This window comes from Xanthomonas sp. NCPPB 3959, assembly GCF_056675575.1.
Genome location: NZ_JBWWVR010000012.1, coordinates 106,595 through 123,162, shown reverse-complemented (window position 1 = coordinate 123,162; position 16,568 = coordinate 106,595). Strand labels below are relative to the sequence as shown.

Here is a 16,568-nt window from a genome sequence, read left to right as displayed (position 1 = left end):
CCAGGGTTCGTTAGTGGCGCGTTAAGCGCCCCCGTGCAAATTACGATTGCGTGAACATCGTCGCTTTGCGCGTCACGTTCCGTGGCTTTGCCGAATCTGGCGGATTTGTCGTTTGGTCGCGATAACGCGATGCGGAGACACCGAAGCGCGCACGAAACGCACGTGCGAAGCTGCAGCAATTGTCGAAGCCGCTTGCCGCCGCAACCTCGCCGATCATCATCGAGGTATCGCGCAACAAATCGGATGCACGCTCCAGGCGCAGACGTGCCGACAAGGCCTGGGGACTCTCTTCGTACAGGCTCTGAAACGTCTTGGAGACATACCAACTGGAGAAGTTGGTCAGCTGCGCCAACTCGGCAATGCGCACCACGCGGTCGCTGTTGCCTTCCAGATACATGCGTGCGCGCTGCATGCGGCCAAACACCTGACGGCGACGGCTACGCGAGCGGCCCGGGCAGCGCTGCTCCTGTTCGATGAAATCGCGCTGCATCGCCGCCAAGTGCAGCAGCAAGGGACGCGCCGGCGCACTGCCGTTTTGTGCGGACGCATTGCGCCATAGACGCAGGGCTATGCGCAGATCGCTACGCGAGAGCTGGCTGCGACCTGGATACAAGGTCGCATCGGTCAACTCGGACAACGATTGCAGGCTTTCACTATCCAAACTGACACCGACACAGAGTGCGTTGCGGTCCGCTTGTACCGTGGGATGGGAGTCCTTGTCGAAGGCGATCCAGTCGCCGGCACGCAGACGGAAGCGCCCCTCCTTGGATTCCACCCATGCGCGGCCACGCAACTGCACCCACAACGTAAAGGTGGTGGCCAGGGTGCGGATGCTGCCCAGACGCGAGACCGCCAGACAGGTTGTCGATGTCGACTCGCTCGCACCATCCAGTGAAAGTGCGAGCCCGCGATCTGCGGTGATGACCTGTTGCATGCTGGCAGCCCCCTGTACGAAAGAGGGCGTAGTGTTTTGCCGAATCTGGCGCGAGTCAGGAAGTTATGACGAAGGTGTGCCGAAATTGACACGAAGCCTTTCCGAAAAACTTACGAAGCCAATTTCCTGAGTAAGAACAATGCGTTGGAGATGAAACCGGTGGTCACCGCCGTACGTTGCGGCAATGGCATGAAGGCAATCGCGCTGCCGTCTTCTTCTGCCAACGTCACGTACATCGCGCCACTGCGCTGGTCCATGCTGAAGCCGTTGATGGTGGTGAACTTGCTCACATCCAGACACTGCCCGTGCCCGCTGCGCAAGTCGCTGTCATGCGTGGCACAGCTGTCGTTGGACGACAGGTAATGCAGTTGGCCGTGCGCTCCCGGTGCCCAACTGCGATAACGCCAGCGCGATGGCTGTCGGGGATCGATCGACTGCAAGGTCTGGGCTGCCAAGGTGGGCGCGATCTGCCATAAGCCGCCACCGGTCAGGCGCGTCAGCAGCACCTGCCCGGTGATGCGGTCCAGGCGCAACTGCGAGACGTCCTGCAGCGATGCGATCGCACGCCACGGACTGCTGCGTCTGTCGTACAGGGTGGCGAAGGTGTGCCCGTCTTCTGCCGCAGCGAGCACCAGCAATTGATTGGGATCGGGAAGGTGAATCGCCTGCAACGGCCGCGGTTGCGGCACCGGCAGACGCACCACCTTGCCGCTGCTCGGGGTGACCTCGAACAACGCCGCATGCCCGTCCGCATCGCTACCGCTGACCAGCACGTGCTGCGAATCGGCCGACCAATCGGCGGCCTGACGCGAATCCGGCCGCAGCCCTTCGATCAAACGCACCGAACCGGGCTTGCCGACATCGCCCCACCACAGCCCATACGCCCCGGAACGATTGGAGGCGAAGATCAGCTGGCGCCCGTCCGGCGCGATCATCGGCTGGTCGTCTCGACCGCTGGAGGGGAACAGGCGGCGCCGGATGTAACCGCCATTCATCGGGTCGCGAATGACTTGGTAGACGCCGAATTGCGGTTTGCGTTGCACGAACACCAGATGGTTGTGTGCCACGTCCGGCGCCTGGGCATCGTCCACGCCCAGGTCGTGCAGGCTGCGGTCGCGCAGATCGAGTCGATACAAGCGCGCCTCGCTGTCCACACGGCGCCCGAAAATCAATCCGCTGCCATCCGGCAACCAGCTCCAGCCGCGGATATCGGCATTGTCGTGAGTGAGGCGCTCGGCGGTGCCGCCGGTTGCAGGGATGCGCCATAGATCGCCCAGTTGTGGATTCCGCAGGAACACGATCCAGTGCCCATCCGGCGAATAGCGCGGTGCGTAATCGAAATCCTGCGGCTGCGCGCTGTAGACAAGTGGCTGCCACTGCCCGGTTTCCAGATCCAGGCGGCGAATGCGCGGTGCGCCGTGCGCTCCGGTCATGCTGCCGAACAACAAGCCGCGACCGTCTGGCGACCAGCTGAAACTCAGCATGTCCGCACCATCGCAACGCACCACTTCACGCGCGGCAGCCGGGCCGTTTGCGGCGGCGATCATGATGCGACAGCTGCCATCCGGCGCCTGCCGCGAGAAGGCGATTTCGCGACCATCCGGCGACCAGGCCGGCAGTCGATCGGAGATGCCCGCCGCCGGCGTGTCCAGCACCCGCGGATAGGCGTTATTGGTAGTCTTGACCAGGATCGAGGTGCCGGCGCGGTCGCTGGTCAGCGAGGCGTAGGCCACCATCGCCCCATCCGGCGACAAGCTTGGTGTGAGATCGAAACCGCCACCTGCGGTGATGATCTGGTACGGGCGCTTTGGGCTGCCCAGCACGGCGGACGCCGCCGTGGCGCCCTCCACTGGCGCTCGCAGCCACAGCGTGTGCGCAACCAGTCCAAGCAGCACCAGCACGGCCACCGCGGCGATCACCAACGCTATCCGGCGGCGTTTGCGCGATGCGTGTGGCGCGACGGCCGACGGTGCTGCGTAGCGCTTGCTGACAGCCTCAGGTTGCTGCGACGAAGCCATGCCATTGGCCGCAGTGACCGCATCGACATCGGTCTGTAGACCGCTCGACGGTGCTTTAGAAAGCGCGCTTGCAACCGCATGCCTTGGAACATCCGCCGATCCTTCCCACACCACCGGTGCCATCAAGCGATAGCCGGTCTTGGCGATGGTCTCGATATGCTCGGAGCGCTGGCCCCCGTGACTGGCGAGTGCCTTGCGCAATTGGGTGACTGCCTGGGTCACCACATCGTTGCTCGGCAAGGTGTTGGGCCAGACCTCGGCGAGCAACTGCTCGCGCGTCACCACCTGCCCCGGCTGCCGGGCCAGGGTCAGCAACACCGCCACGGATTTCGGCGCCAGACGTGGCGGCCTCTTCGCACCAGGAGAGTGCACTTCGCGCGAGGCGATATCGACCACGCACTGACCGACACGCAGCCGGCCCGATGACATTGCATTAGCGGAAGAAACACTCATCGGCAACAGAACGCATCGGCATGCAAGGACGACAAAGAACGCATCACGCACATTGCGCGAAACGCCAAATTCAGCAAAGGACCACGACCAACTGTGTCATGCATCCAATTGGTGCAAATTTTACGCTATGCCTCGTTGCTTCCTACGACAGGTGGCGACGTCAGGCTCTCTCTCTCTCGCCGACGAATTCAAATAATTACGACGTTCCCCTTCGCGCCTCTGGCGCGATTTTTTTATCTGCGATTCAGGTAAATGCCCGGAAATGTTGATGTGCTGTAACCGTTTGCAGGCAGGCCGCGCCACGGCACTTGCGCACCGCGACGCGTTCTGTCTAATGCGAAGCTGAATTTTTCTTAAGCAGCCTTCAGATTACGCCGCCGAAATTCACTGCACACAGGTGTCACAAAGCGCGATACACCTGTGCGCCCTGCGCGAGAAACTGCACCGACTTCTCTTCCATGCCAGCAGACAAGGCATGCGCTTCGCCCATGCCATGCTCGGCCGCGTAATCGCGCACGTCCTGGGTGATCTTCATCGAACAGAAATGCGGGCCGCACATCGAACAGAAATGCGCCAGCTTGTGCGCATCCTTGGGCAGGGTTTCGTCATGAAACTCCTTGGCCTTTTCCGGATCCAGCCCGAGATGGAACTGGTCGTCCCAACGGAATTCGAACCGCGCCTTGCTCAAGGCGTTGTCGCGCACCTGCGCACCGGGATGCCCCTTGGCAAGGTCGGCCGCATGCGCGGCGATCTTGTACGCCATGATGCCGTCGCGCACGTCCTGGCGGTTGGGCAGGCCCAGATGCTCCTTGGGCGTGACATAGCAGAGCATCGCGGTGCCGAACCAGCCGATCATCGCTGCACCGATCGCACTGGTGATGTGGTCGTAGCCGGGCGCGATATCGGTGGTCAGCGGCCCCAGGGTGTAGAACGGCGCTTCGCCGCATTCGCGCAGCTGCTTGTCCATGTTCTCCTTGATCAGCTGCATCGGCACATGCCCAGGCCCTTCGATCATGGTCTGCACGTCGTGCTTCCACGCCAGTTTGGTCAGCTCGCCCAGCGTTTCCAGCTCACCGAACTGCGCTGCATCGTTGGCATCGGCAATGCAGCCCGGGCGCAAGCCATCGCCAAGCGAAAACGCCACGTCATAGGCCTTCATGATCTGGCAGATGTCTTCGAAATGGGTGTAGAGAAAGTTTTCCTTGTGATGGGCCAGGCACCACTTGGCCAGGATCGACCCGCCGCGCGAGACGATACCGGTGACACGCTTGGCCGTCAGCGGCACGTAGCGCAACAGCACACCGGCGTGGATGGTGAAGTAATCCACGCCTTGTTCGGCCTGCTCGATCAAGGTGTCGCGAAAGATCTCCCAGGTGAGTTCTTCGGCGCGCCCGTCGACTTTTTCCAGCGCCTGATAGATCGGCACCGTGCCGATCGGCACCGGCGAGTTGCGGATGATCCACTCGCGCGTTTCATGGATGTGCTTGCCGGTGGACAGGTCCATCACCGTGTCGCCGCCCCAGCGGATCGACCACACCAGTTTCTCCACTTCTTCGGCAATGCCTGAAGACACCGCGCTGTTGCCGATGTTGGCGTTGATCTTGGTCAGGAAATTGCGACCGATGATCATCGGCTCGCTTTCCGGATGATTGATGTTGTTGGGCAGGATCGCGCGACCACGGGCGATTTCGTCGCGCACGAATTCCGGTGTGATGCGTTGCTGGATCGCCGCACCGAAGGCTTCGCCTGCATGCTGCTTGCGCAGGATCGCGTCGGTCACCGCTTCCAGCCGCTGGTTTTCGCGAATCGCCACGAACTCCATCTCCGGGGTGATGATGCCGCGCCGCGCGTAATGCATCTGGGTGACATTGGCGCCTTCGCGCGCCACCCGCGGCAAGTGCCGCGCAGGAAAGCGCACTGCATCCAGGCGCGCATCGTGCTCACGGCCGCGCCCGAAGCTGGAACTCAGGTCATCCAGCGCCACGGTATCGCCGCGCTCGGCGATCCAGCGCGCGCGTAGCGGCGCCAGACCGGCGGCAAGATCGATCGCGGCGTGCGGGTCGGTATACGGCCCGGAGGTGTCGTAGACACTGAGCGGCTCATTGTCTTCGCCACCGAACAGCGTCGGTGTGCGGGTCAATGCAATCTCGCGCATCGGTACCTGCAGGTCGGCGCGCGAGCCCTGCACGAAGATCTTGCGGGACCCGGGAATCGGCTGGGTCACAGCCTCGGACAGCGACTGGGCTTGTTGCTGCAAAACGGTAGGCGCGGCATTCATGGCGTTCGTCCTGTGTGCTGGAAAACCAGCACCAACGGCGCTGGCTCTGCGAAGGATTCGCAGTGCGGACGAAGCGGCGGCGCTCAACACAAGGTGCCCGTGCAGCGCACGGACCATCGCATCTAACGAAGCTTCCCTACGCCGGTATCAACCGGATCAGGTTCGAAGGGACTATCTCAACCGCAGCGCGCTGCGGTACCCCCACTTCGGCGGCGATTAAACCACATCGCACCCGCTCGCGGCATGTGTCCGCGCCCGTCATCGCAAGTCAACACGGCACACGCGCATCGATGCGCCGGCACTGCATGGCGCGTCCACGCATTGCGCGCGTTGCGCCGCAACAAGGCGCCGATTCGCGAAAAACGGTGGTGACACCCGCTCGTTAAATTCCCGCTAAGCCTTCGTGTCATGCAGATGAAATCGCATGCCACGGCGGTGTCATTCAACGGGAATCGCCTCGCCTCTTCCTCTACTGGGAACCGCCGTACACATGAATATGCCCATGCTCCACCCGACCCTGCGTCGGGGCTCGCTCGCGATCGCCATTGGCCTGTGCGTCACCAATAGTGCGGTGGCCCAGGAAGAGACCGATAAGAGTCCGACCAACCTGGACAAGATCGAGGTCACCGGCTCGCGCATCCGCTCGGTCGATGTGGAAAATTCGCAACCGGTGCTGGTGCTCACGCGACAGGACATCGAAAAACAGGGCCTGACCTCGGTGGCCGATGTGCTCAAGCGCATTGCCTCCAACGGCGCGACGATGAACTCCACCGTCAATAACGGCGGCGATGGCTCGGCCACGGTGAGCCTGCGCAATCTCGGCGGATCGCGCACATTGGTGCTGGTCAACGGGCGGCGCTGGGTGTCGGGCCTGTCCGGCTCGGTAGATCTCAACACCATTCCCTCGGCAATCGTCGAACGCGTGGAGGTGCTCAAGGACGGTGCCTCGTCGATCTATGGCTCCGATGCGATTGCGGGCGTGGTCAACATCATCACGCGCAGCGATTTCGATGATGCCGAAGTCAATGCCTATGTCGGCCAGTATGGTCAGGGCGATGGGCAGCGCACTTCGTTCGATGCCACCGTGGGCGCCACCAGCGAGCGCGGCAATCTGGTGATCGGACTGTCCAGCGTCACCGAAGATGCGGTGATGGCAGGCGACCGCGAGATCTCGGCAGAGCCGGTGTACGGCGCCGGTTCGTCCGCCTACAGCAGCTATTCGGCCAGCGGCCGTCTACGTGCAGAAGGCAACAGCGGTGCGTGGACGGTGCTCCCCGGCAGCGCGACCGCCAGCGGCGATAGCAACTACCCACGCTACGGACTGGATCAATACACCGCCTTCAACACCTCCGAGTACGGCTACAACTACGCCAAGGACAATTATCTGGTCACGCCGCAGAAGCGCGATGCGCTCTATGTGCAAGGCAACTACGCACTCACCGACAACGTGCGTTTCAAGTTCGACGGGCTCTACAACCGCCGCCAATCCTCGCAACAGTTGGCCGGCTTTCCACTGGCCTCGGTCAACACCGGCATCCTGATGAGTGGCGACAGTTACTACAACCCCTACAACAGCGCCTACGGCGGCGACGGGCGCGATGTGGGTTGGTCGCACCGGTTGACCGAGTTCGCGCGCACCTACCAGCAGGACGCCAAGACCTCGCACGTCTATACCGGGCTGGAAGGCGACTTCCAATTCGCGGACAGGCAGTTCAGTTGGGACGTCGGCTTTGCGCACAACCAGACCGACCAGACCGAAACGCAATACGGCGATGTCAATCTGCTCAACCTCGGCAATGCACTCGGTGCATCCGGCATCGTCAACGGCACCTTGTCGTGCCTGGACAGTGGCGGCGCGGTGATCACCGGCTGCGTGCCGTTCAATCCCTTGTCGCCGGCCGGTGGCGTGACCCAGGAAATGCTGGACTACATCCTGTTCACCGCCCACAACACCTATCAGTACAAGAACAGCAGCGTGACCGCCAACATCACCGGCGACTTGTTCGAACTTCCCGCTGGTTGGATGCGCTTTGCGGCCGGCGTCGAACACCGCGAAGAGAGCGGCTTCTCCTCGCCCGATGCGTTGATCTCGGCCGGCTATACCTCGGGCAATGCGTTCACCCCGACTTCCGGCGCGTACACGCTCAACGACTACTACACCGAAGTGGCGATTCCACTATTGAAAGATATGGCCGGCGCACAATTGCTGGAGTTGAGCGCAGCGGTGCGTTACTCCGACTACAACACCTTCGGCAGCACCACCAACAGCAAGTTCGGTTTCAAGTGGAAACCTGTCGCCGACCTATTGATTCGGGGCAACTACGCCACCGGTTTCCGCGCGCCATCGATCGAAAATCTGTACCTGGGCGCGTCGGACAGCTTCGATACGTATTCGGATCCCTGCTCGACCAACAGCACGTCCTATACCAGCGCGATTGCCGCGGCATGTGCAAGCGGTGGTGTGCCGGCCAACTACGTCGCCGAATACAACAGCGCCAACGGCAACTCCGGCCAGACCATCTATCCGTTCACCTACACCAGCAACGCCAACCTGCAGCCGGAAAAATCCAAGAACACCACACTCGGTTTCGTCTACAGCCCCGCCGCGGTGCAAGGCCTGGATCTGTCGCTGGACTGGTGGAAGATCAAGATCACCGATGCCATCACCGAATTCAGCGCCAACCAGATCCTGTCGCAATGCTACGAGTTCAACGTCTCGGCCTTCTGCGATCTGGTCACACGCGATGCCACCGGCACCATCACCGGCCTGGTGATCCAGCCGGTGAACGTCGGCGAGCAGCGCATGCAAGGCTACGACTTCACCGCGCGCTACAAGTTGCCGGAAACAGCGATCGGCCAGTTCATGCTCACCCTGGATTCGACCTACGTGGCCGTCAACGAGCAGAAGCAGGACGACACCTCGGCGTGAGAAAGCTACAACGGCATCTACCACACCGACAACCCGAACTGGCGCAGGCGCGGCACGCTCACCCTGGACTGGAGCTACGGCAATCTGGCTGCCAACTGGGCGGTGCGTTACTACTCGGGCATGAGGGACGACGACTCGGAGCTGAATGACAACAGCAACTATCGCCACGTCGCGGCGACTGCCTTCAACGACATGCAGGTGTCTTATCAATTGCCGTGGAATGCCACCGTGCGTGTGGGCTTGAATAACGTCTTCGACCGCGACCCGCCGGTAGCGCTCAGCGCCTCTGCCAACTCGTTCGATTCGGCCTATGCCATTCCGGGGCGCTACAGCTACCTGCAATACACCCAGCGCTTCTGATCCGCCGTCGTTGATGCGCTGATCCGCTGTCTGGAGTCGTCACAACGGCCGCCTTCCGGCGTCGTTGTGTTTATGCCAGGGCTGACACGTAGCGGGCCGCTTGGCACGCAGCACGGCGATGGCGGCATGCGAGGGCATTTCCATGGCACATCGCACCGCTAGCCTGCAGTCACTAAAACAAGAAACCTGCTCTCTCTCCCCTGCCGCCGATCTTCGGTGGCTTTTTTTTGGGAGCGTGCATGCAGGCTATTGCGTCATTCCAGCGTGTAGCCCACCCGCAAACCGCCCCAGTGCTTGCGGCCGACGAAGATCGGTGCCGACAGGTCGAACATGATCTGGCCGGTATCGCGGCGGTAGACCTGCAGGCGATACGGGTCGGTGTGCGCGCCGACGCTGCGGCCGACGCGGTCGGTGAATTTGCGTTTGGTGCGGTTGCCGACCAGATCGCGCTTGGGATCGCCGGTCAGCGGCTGGGTGAAGCGCAGATTGTGCGTGGGCACGTAACCGTCGGGATTGGCGCAGATGGCGAACACGATCCACGGATGCGCATCCAGCAGCGGCTCCTGCAAGGCCGGCAATACCTCGTCGCACAGCGCGTCGAAATCGGTACTGAACTTGGGCGGCTCCACGCCGGCAATCGGCGTGTAGGTGCGTGCGAACAGCGACGCTTCGTCGATCTGGCCGCGTGCGATGGCCTGCGCCAATGCTGTGCCGATGCGGCCAGCCGTTGCAACGGCGAGTTCCTTGACGCGGGCGTGCCTGGGCACCTTCAGCGGGTCAGCCGGCAAGCGGAACAGGCCCACGCAATCGCGCAGGGTTTCGGTACCGCGCTCCAACGCTTCGCTGCGTTCGGCCACATGTGCGGCGTGCTGCAAGTTGCTGCGCCCCAACGCGACAACGCCATCCACGGCGCTTTCGATCCCGCGAATCTCGCTGTCCTGCGCCTGGATGCGCCCGGCCACCGTAGTCATCGCGCTGCTGGCCTGGCCGAGCACGCGGGTGATGCCATCGAGCACCGCTTCGGTGCCGCGTGCGGAGGCGGCACCCTCGCCCACTGCGGCGCTGGTTTCGGCCAGGATCGCGCGCACGTCACGTGCTGCAGCGGCGGCGCGTTCGGCCAGGCGGCGGATCTCGGTGGCGACCACCGCAAACCCGCGTCCGGCATCGCCGGCATGCGCCGCTTCGATGCTGGCGTTGATCGACAGGATATTGGTCTGGAACGCCACCGAGTCGATGACTTCGATGACCTCGCCGGCACGCGCCGCGCGGCGTTCCACTTCGTGCATGGCCTGGCCCAGCGCATGTGCGGCAGCCACGCCCTGACGTGCGCTGTCGTCGGCGCTGGCGGCCAGTGCAATGACCTGCGCCAGATCGGCGTTGACGTCCTGCAGGCTAGCCGACAGCCGTTCCACTGCGGTGCGGGCGCCGTCCAATGCTTCGGTCTGTGCCTGCGACTGGCGCACCATCTCGTCGTTCTCGGCCACCAGCGGCGGCACTTCGGCGGCGATCTGCACCGACAACGCCACTGCCTGGCGGATCGCCTCGGCCAGATTGCCGAAGCCCGCCTGCAGCCGGCGACCCATGTCGGTCTCTGCCAGACCGGGCGGCAACAACAGTTCCAGCTCGCAGCCAGCCAGCGCCTGTGCGGTGCGCTCCAGCACGGTGCGGTCTTCGTGTTCGGCCTGCAGGCGTGCCACCAACGGCTGCAGCAGTGGCGAGATCGGCACCGGCCGGCTGTCTTCGGCCAGGCGGGTGGCTTCGCGCAGCAAGATCGCGGTTTCCACATGCGGCAGCGACAGCATCCAGCCGCCATGCTCGCGGTCGCGCACATAGCGCACGCGCCGGGCCGGATCGTCCCCTGGGGCGGCCCACACGCCCTCTTCGCCGACCAGATCGGCTGCACTCAAGCCCCACAATACCGACGCCGGCACGCCTTGCAGCTCGCTGGCGGTCTTGCCCAGGACGTCCAGGCCGGCGCGGTTGCAGGCCACCACGCACGCCTCGGCCGATAGCCGCAGCAAGGCGACCGGCGCATCGGGGAGCAGCGCCGCGCGGGTTTGCGACGGCAGGTCAGGCGGTTGCATCGAGCTCATGGGAATTCCTAATCCATCACGATCATTAGCGGCCCGCTGCGGCTGGAGTTGAGCAGCGCGCTGCACCCGCAAGCGCTTGCTCAGTAACCGGCAGCCTGCCCGTCCTTGCGGCTTTCCGAGGCGCCGTAATACACCCCGTTGGCCGGGTCGCGCGCAATCGCCTGATACCCGCCGTAAGGCCCGTCGGCAAAAATCACCCGGTGGCCTTTGCGCATCAACCCGCGAATGGTGTCGTAGGAGAAGCCGGTTTCCAGATTGACCTCGCCGCCGTCGCTCATCGCAGTGGCCTGGCCGGTCGGCTCGGTGGAGCCTTCATGCTGGATGCGCGGCGCATCGCCGGCTTCCTGCAGATTCATATGGAAGTCCACCAGGTTCATCACGATCTGCACGTGCCCCTGCGGCTGCATCGCCCCACCCATCACGCCGAAGCTTAGCCATGGCTTGCCGTCCTTGGTGACGAAGGCGGGGATGATGGTCTGGAACGGCCGCTTGCCCGGCGCGTAGCCGTTCGGGTGGTCCTTCTTCAGCACGAACATCTCGCCGCGGTCCTGCAGGATGAAGCCCAGCCCCGGCGGGGCCATGCCGCTGCCCATGCCGCGGTAGTTGGACTGGATCAACGACACCATCATGCCGTCGGCATCGGCCACGGTCATGTAGATGGTGTCGCCCTCTTCCAGTTGTTTAGGCGTGCCCGGCTGCACTTCCTTGAGCGCCTTGTCCATGGAAATCAGCGCGCGGCGCTGGGCGGCGTAGTCCTTGGAGACCAGCCTGGCCAGCGGCGCCGGCTGGAAGGCCGGGTCAGCGTAAAAGCGGGCGCGATCGGCGAACGCGAGCTTCTTGGCCTCGGTGAACAGGTGCACATGCTCGGCCGAACCGAAGGGAATCTTGGAAAAATCGTAGCCTTCCAGGATGTTGAGCATCTGCAGCGCGGCGATGCCCTGGCTGTTGGGCGGTAACTCCCACACATCGTAGCCGCGATAGTTGGTGGACACCGGCTCCACCCACTCGCCCTGATGACTGGCCAGGTCTTCATAGCTCAGATAGCCGCCATTGGCCTTGAAATAGGCGCCGATGATGCGGGCGATGTCGCCCTTGTAGAAGGCATCGCGGCCGCCGTCGGCGATCTGCTGCAAGGTGTTGGCCAGGTTCGGGTTCTTCCACAGCTCGCCCTTGCGCGGGGCATGGCCGTCGATGGTGAACTGCTCCTTGAAGCCGGGGTATTGCGACAGCCGTGGCACCGAGCGGTCCCAGTAATAGGCGATGGTCTCGGCCACCGGATGGCCTTCACGGGCGTAGCGAATGGCCGGCGCCAGGTTCTGTGCCATCGGCTTGCGACCGAAGCGCTCGTGCAGCGCGAACCAGCCATCCACCGCGCCCGGTACCGACACCGGCAGCGGGCCGGTCGGCGGGATGTCCTTCAAGCCGCGGCGCTGCAACTCGGCCAGGGTCAGCGATTTGGGCGAGCGGCCCGAGCCGTTGTAGCCATAGAGCTTGTTGGTCTTGGGGTCCCAGACGATGGCGAACAGATCCCCGCCCACCCCGTTGCCGGTCGGCTCCATCAGGCCCAGCGCGGCGTTGGCGGCAATCGCCGCATCCACCGCCGAGCCGCCGTTCTTCATCACATCCAGCGCGATCTGGGTGGCCAGCGGTTGCGAGGTGGCCGCCATCGCATGCGGGGCGATCACTTCCGAACGTGTCGCAAACGGCTGCCCGGTGATGCGGTCCGCGGCGATGAGAGGCGGCGCGAGCAGCACCAGAACAGACACCAACAGAACAGGTACGCGACGCATGACAGGCGGCCTCCATGACACAGCAGAATGAGTCGCCAACCATACCAGCGGCGCATGCCGCCTCGTTCGATCACCATCGCGCGGCAGCGCGATGCCGCGCATTTAGTGACCCGCATCGTCCCTCGCCGCTCTGCATCGATCAGGTTTCAGCGGTAACCATGCTGCTGCAATGGGGTTTCCCACGGCAACTTGCACATGGACGCGGCCGTTTCACGCGCAAGGGTTGACACCCCACCGGTGGCGATGGTTATCTCAGTCCATGCCGCACCGCCACACCACCTCGAACGCACCAGTGTCCGCGCCCTCCGGCGCGTTGGCAGCGTCGCTTCTCGTGCTCGTACTTATTACCTCGCCAACCGCTGCGGGACGAGACTTCGTGTAGGCAACAGACACACAAGGCTTCGATCAGACCCCGCACCGGCAACGGCGCGGGGTTTCGCGTTTCAGGGACCACCAAAAGTTTCGAATGACATGAACGACATCACTGACATCGCCGCCATCTGCACCACCCGCGCCGGCAATTGCGCCGGTGCATGTGCCTGCATGGCCAGTGCCATCGTCCATCCCCGCTTTGTTCGGCCGGCCAGTGTCTCCACTGCCGGCTGATTCTTTTTCCACTGCCAACCCCGCAAGGACTTAACTCCATGAGCAACGACATCCAACCGAAAATCGCGATCATCGGCTACGGCAGCCAGGGCCGCGCGCATGCGCTGAACCTGCGCGATTCCGGCTTCGACGTCACTGTCGGCCTGCGTGCCGGTGGCCCGACCGAATCTAAGGCCCAGGCCGACGGCTTCACCGTCGTGGCGCCGGCCGAGGCGGTGAAAAGCGCCGATCTGGTTGCGATCCTGACCCCGGACATGGTGCAGAAGAAGCTCTACGAAGAGGTCATCGCACCGAACATGAAGCAAGGCGCCTGCCTGCTGTTCGCGCATGGACTGAACGTGCATTTCGACATGATCAAGCCGCGCGCCGATCTGGACGTGGTGCTGGTCGCACCCAAGGGCCCGGGCGCGCTGGTGCGTCGCGAATATGAAATCGGCCGCGGCGTGCCGTGCATCTATGCGGTGTATCAGGACACCAGCGGCAAGGCCGAGCAGTTCGCGCTGACCTATGCCGGCGGCCTGGGCGGCGCGCGCGCCAACATCATCAAGACCACCTTCAAGGAAGAGACCGAGACCGATCTGTTCGGCGAGCAGGCAGTGCTGTGCGGCGGCGCCTCGTCGCTGGTGCAGGCCGGTTTCGAAGTGTTGGTGGAAGCCGGCTACCAGCCGGAGATCGCGTACTACGAAGTGCTGCACGAACTGAAGTTGATCGTGGACCTATTTTACGAAGGCGGCATCACCCGCATGCTGGAATTCGTGTCCGAAACCGCGCAATACGGCGACTATGTCAGCGGCCCGCGCGTGATCGACGCCAGCACCAAGGCGCGCATGAAGGACGTGCTGACCGACATCCAGAACGGCACCTTCACCAAGAACTGGGTGGCCGAATACGAAGCCGGCCTGCCGAACTACACCAAGTTCAAGCAGGCCGATCTGGAGCATCCGATCGAGGAAGTGGGCAAGAAGCTGCGCGCCAAGATGGTGTGGCTCAACGGCGAACAACAGGCCGCTGCCGCACCTGCGAATCAACAAGCGGCGTAATGCCGCCGCACCCCCACCGCTAACACCGAAGGTCCGCAACGCATGAACACCTCCGCACACAGCACGCCCCGCAATGGCGCGCGCTGGCTGACGCAGGCCCTGGAAGCCGAGGGCGTGGAAACGCTGTTCGGTTATCCGGGCGGCACCATCATGCCGTTCTACGACGCCCTGGTGGATTCCAGGCTCAAGCACATCCTGGTCCGTCACGAACAGGGCGCCGCCCTGGCCGCCAATGGGTACGCCCGTGCCAGCGGCCGGGTCGGCGTGTGCGTGGCCACCTCCGGCCCGGGCGCCTCCAATCTGGTCACCGGCATCGCCGATGCGATGCTCGATTCGGTGCCGATGGTGTGCCTGACCGGCCAGGTCGCCACGCCTCTGCTGGGCACCGATGCATTCCAGGAACTGGACGTGTTCGGCATGACCATGCCGATCGTCAAGCACAGCTTTCTGGTGCGGCGGGTGGAGGAACTTCCGCAGATCGTGCGCGAAGCGTTTCGCATCGCGCGCGAGGGACGCCCCGGGCCGGTCCTGATCGACCTGCCCAAGGACGTGCAGATCGCCGATGCGTCGCATCTGCCCGATCACGTACCGGCAGCGGTGTTGCCGCCGCCGGCCCCGGAAGACGCGAAATTGGCCGAAGCGCTGGCCGCCATCGCCAGCGCCGAACGCCCGGTGGTGTACGGCGGTGGCGGGATTGCATTGGCAGGCGCGGTGGACGCGTTCCGGCGCTTTGTCGAAGCCACAGGCATCCCGACCGCACTGACCTTGCGCGGTCTGGGCGCGTTGCCGCATGCGCATCCGGATTATCTGGGCATGCTGGGCATGCACGGCACCCGTGCGGCCAATATGGCGATCCAGGAATGCGATCTGCTGGTCGTGGTGGGCGCGCGTTTCGACGACCGTGCCACCGGCAAGCTGAGCGAGTTCGCTCCGTTTGCGCGCGTCATCCATTTGGATGCCGACGCCTATGAAATTTCCAAGCTGCGCACTGCCGACATCGCAGTGCCCGGCGATGTGGCACTGAGTCTGAAAGCCTTGAGTGCGGCACGCGGCAACTGCCAGGCCTGGCGCACGCGCTGCTTTGCCAACCGCGAAAAATTCGGTGCGCGCTACGACGCGCCCGGCACCGACATCTACGCACCGGCGTTGCTGAAGCGTCTGAGCGAAGTGGCCCCGGCCGACACCATCATCGCCTGCGATGTGGGCCAGCATCAGATGTGGGTGGCCCAGCATTGCCGCTTCAACGACCCGCGCAATCACCTCACCAGCGGCGCGCTCGGCACGATGGGCTTCGGCCTGCCGGCGGCGATGGGCGCGCAGTTCGCCTGCCCCGACCGCACCGTGGTGCTGGTCTCCGGCGATGGCAGTTTCATGATGAACGTGCAGGAGCTGGTGACGATCGCGCGCTGCAAGCTGCCGGTGAAGATCGTGCTGCTGGACAACAGCTCGCTGGGCATGGTGCGGCAGTGGCAGGAGTTGTTCTTTGCCGAGCGTTACAGCGAAATCGACCTGTCCGACAACCCGGATTTTGCGGCGTTGGCGCAGGTGTTCGGCATCCCGGCCAAGCGCATCATCGCGCGCGGCGATGTGGATGGCGCGCTGGCCGAGCTGCTGGCACAGCCCGGCCCCGGCCTGTTGCATGTGAGCATCGATGCGCGTGCCAATGTGTGGCCGCTGGTGCCGCCCAACAATGCCAACAGCACCATGCTGGACAGCAATCCCGCACATGCGGTCAAGGAGACGCCACATGCGTTACCGGCTTGATCTGGTGCTGAAGCCGGCCGAAGGCGCGCTGGTGCGCGTGCTCGGCATGACCGAGCGACGCGGCTTCCGCCCGTGCGCCATCCAGGGCGCCGCCGCGCCCGACGATGCCGGCCGCTGGCATCTGCAACTGGACGTGGACAGCACGCGCCCACCGGAAACGCTGCGCCTGCAGTTGGAAAAGGTGTACGACTGCGAGTCGGTGGTGATCACCGCGCTGGAATCGGTCGAGGCTGCGGCATGACCATGCAGACCTCGAGCACGCAGACCTCGCGTGACCATCAGATCGCTGTCCGGAGGTGTCTT

Annotated in this window: 8 protein-coding genes, 1 pseudogene and 1 riboswitch; of the genes and pseudogenes, 4 read left to right on the top strand and 5 right to left on the bottom strand. The window is 63.7% G+C overall.

Translation table 11 applies throughout. From position 1 onward, the window contains the following. Positions 1 to 40 precede the first annotated feature (40 nt). The 3 genes from AC1KVG_RS15160 to thiC all read right to left on the bottom strand — a co-directional run bounded on the left by AC1KVG_RS15160 (position 41) and on the right by thiC (position 5,683). A complete protein-coding gene (locus AC1KVG_RS15160) occupies positions 41 to 934 on the bottom strand; it encodes a helix-turn-helix domain-containing protein (protein ID WP_023905021.1) in 894 nt (297 codons plus the stop codon). 110 nt (positions 935 to 1,044) lie between these two features. Then, complete coding sequence (locus AC1KVG_RS15155) at positions 1,045 to 3,381, bottom strand: winged helix-turn-helix transcriptional regulator (protein ID WP_481094928.1); 2,337 nt, start codon at positions 3,379 to 3,381, stop codon at positions 1,045 to 1,047. 424 nt (positions 3,382 to 3,805) lie between these two features. Further along, positions 3,806 to 5,683: a phosphomethylpyrimidine synthase ThiC gene (gene thiC / locus AC1KVG_RS15150; RefSeq protein ID WP_115040915.1), complete on the bottom strand. Its 1,878-nt coding sequence runs from the start codon at positions 5,681 to 5,683 to the stop codon at positions 3,806 to 3,808. 115 nt (positions 5,684 to 5,798) lie between these two features. After that, positions 5,799 to 5,896, bottom strand: a riboswitch (TPP riboswitch). Between the two features lie 304 nt (positions 5,897 to 6,200). Between thiC and AC1KVG_RS15145 the strand changes: the two are divergent. Next, positions 6,201 to 8,972, top strand: a pseudogene (locus AC1KVG_RS15145) (TonB-dependent receptor). Positions 8,973 to 9,226: 254 nt separating this feature from the next. Here AC1KVG_RS15145 and AC1KVG_RS15140 read toward each other — a convergent pair. Beyond that, a complete protein-coding gene (locus AC1KVG_RS15140; RefSeq protein ID WP_481094927.1) occupies positions 9,227 to 11,065 on the bottom strand; it encodes a methyl-accepting chemotaxis protein in 1,839 nt (612 codons plus the stop codon). 80 nt (positions 11,066 to 11,145) lie between these two features. Next, the gene (gene ggt, locus AC1KVG_RS15135) at positions 11,146 to 12,855 is read right to left on the bottom strand and encodes a gamma-glutamyltransferase (protein ID WP_481094926.1); all 1,710 of its coding nucleotides are present in this window, start codon (positions 12,853 to 12,855) and stop codon (positions 11,146 to 11,148) included. A gap of 644 nt (positions 12,856 to 13,499) precedes the next feature. On the opposite strand from ggt, the gene ilvC reads away from it, so the two are divergent. The 3 genes from ilvC to AC1KVG_RS15120 are packed head-to-tail and all read left to right on the top strand — an operon-like array spanning position 13,500 to position 16,506. Next, positions 13,500 to 14,501: a ketol-acid reductoisomerase gene (ilvC, locus tag AC1KVG_RS15130; RefSeq protein ID WP_115040918.1), complete on the top strand. Its 1,002-nt coding sequence runs from the start codon at positions 13,500 to 13,502 to the stop codon at positions 14,499 to 14,501. 42 nt (positions 14,502 to 14,543) lie between these two features. Continuing rightward, entirely contained in the window at positions 14,544 to 16,265 is a 1,722-nt protein-coding gene (gene ilvG, locus AC1KVG_RS15125; protein ID WP_023905031.1) for an acetolactate synthase 2 catalytic subunit, read from the top strand. Continuing rightward, positions 16,249 to 16,506, top strand: coding sequence for an ACT domain-containing protein (locus AC1KVG_RS15120; RefSeq protein WP_006451059.1), 258 nt, complete (start codon positions 16,249 to 16,251; stop codon positions 16,504 to 16,506). The genes ilvG and AC1KVG_RS15120 overlap by 17 nt, the downstream gene beginning before the upstream one ends. Positions 16,507 to 16,568 lie beyond the last annotated feature (62 nt).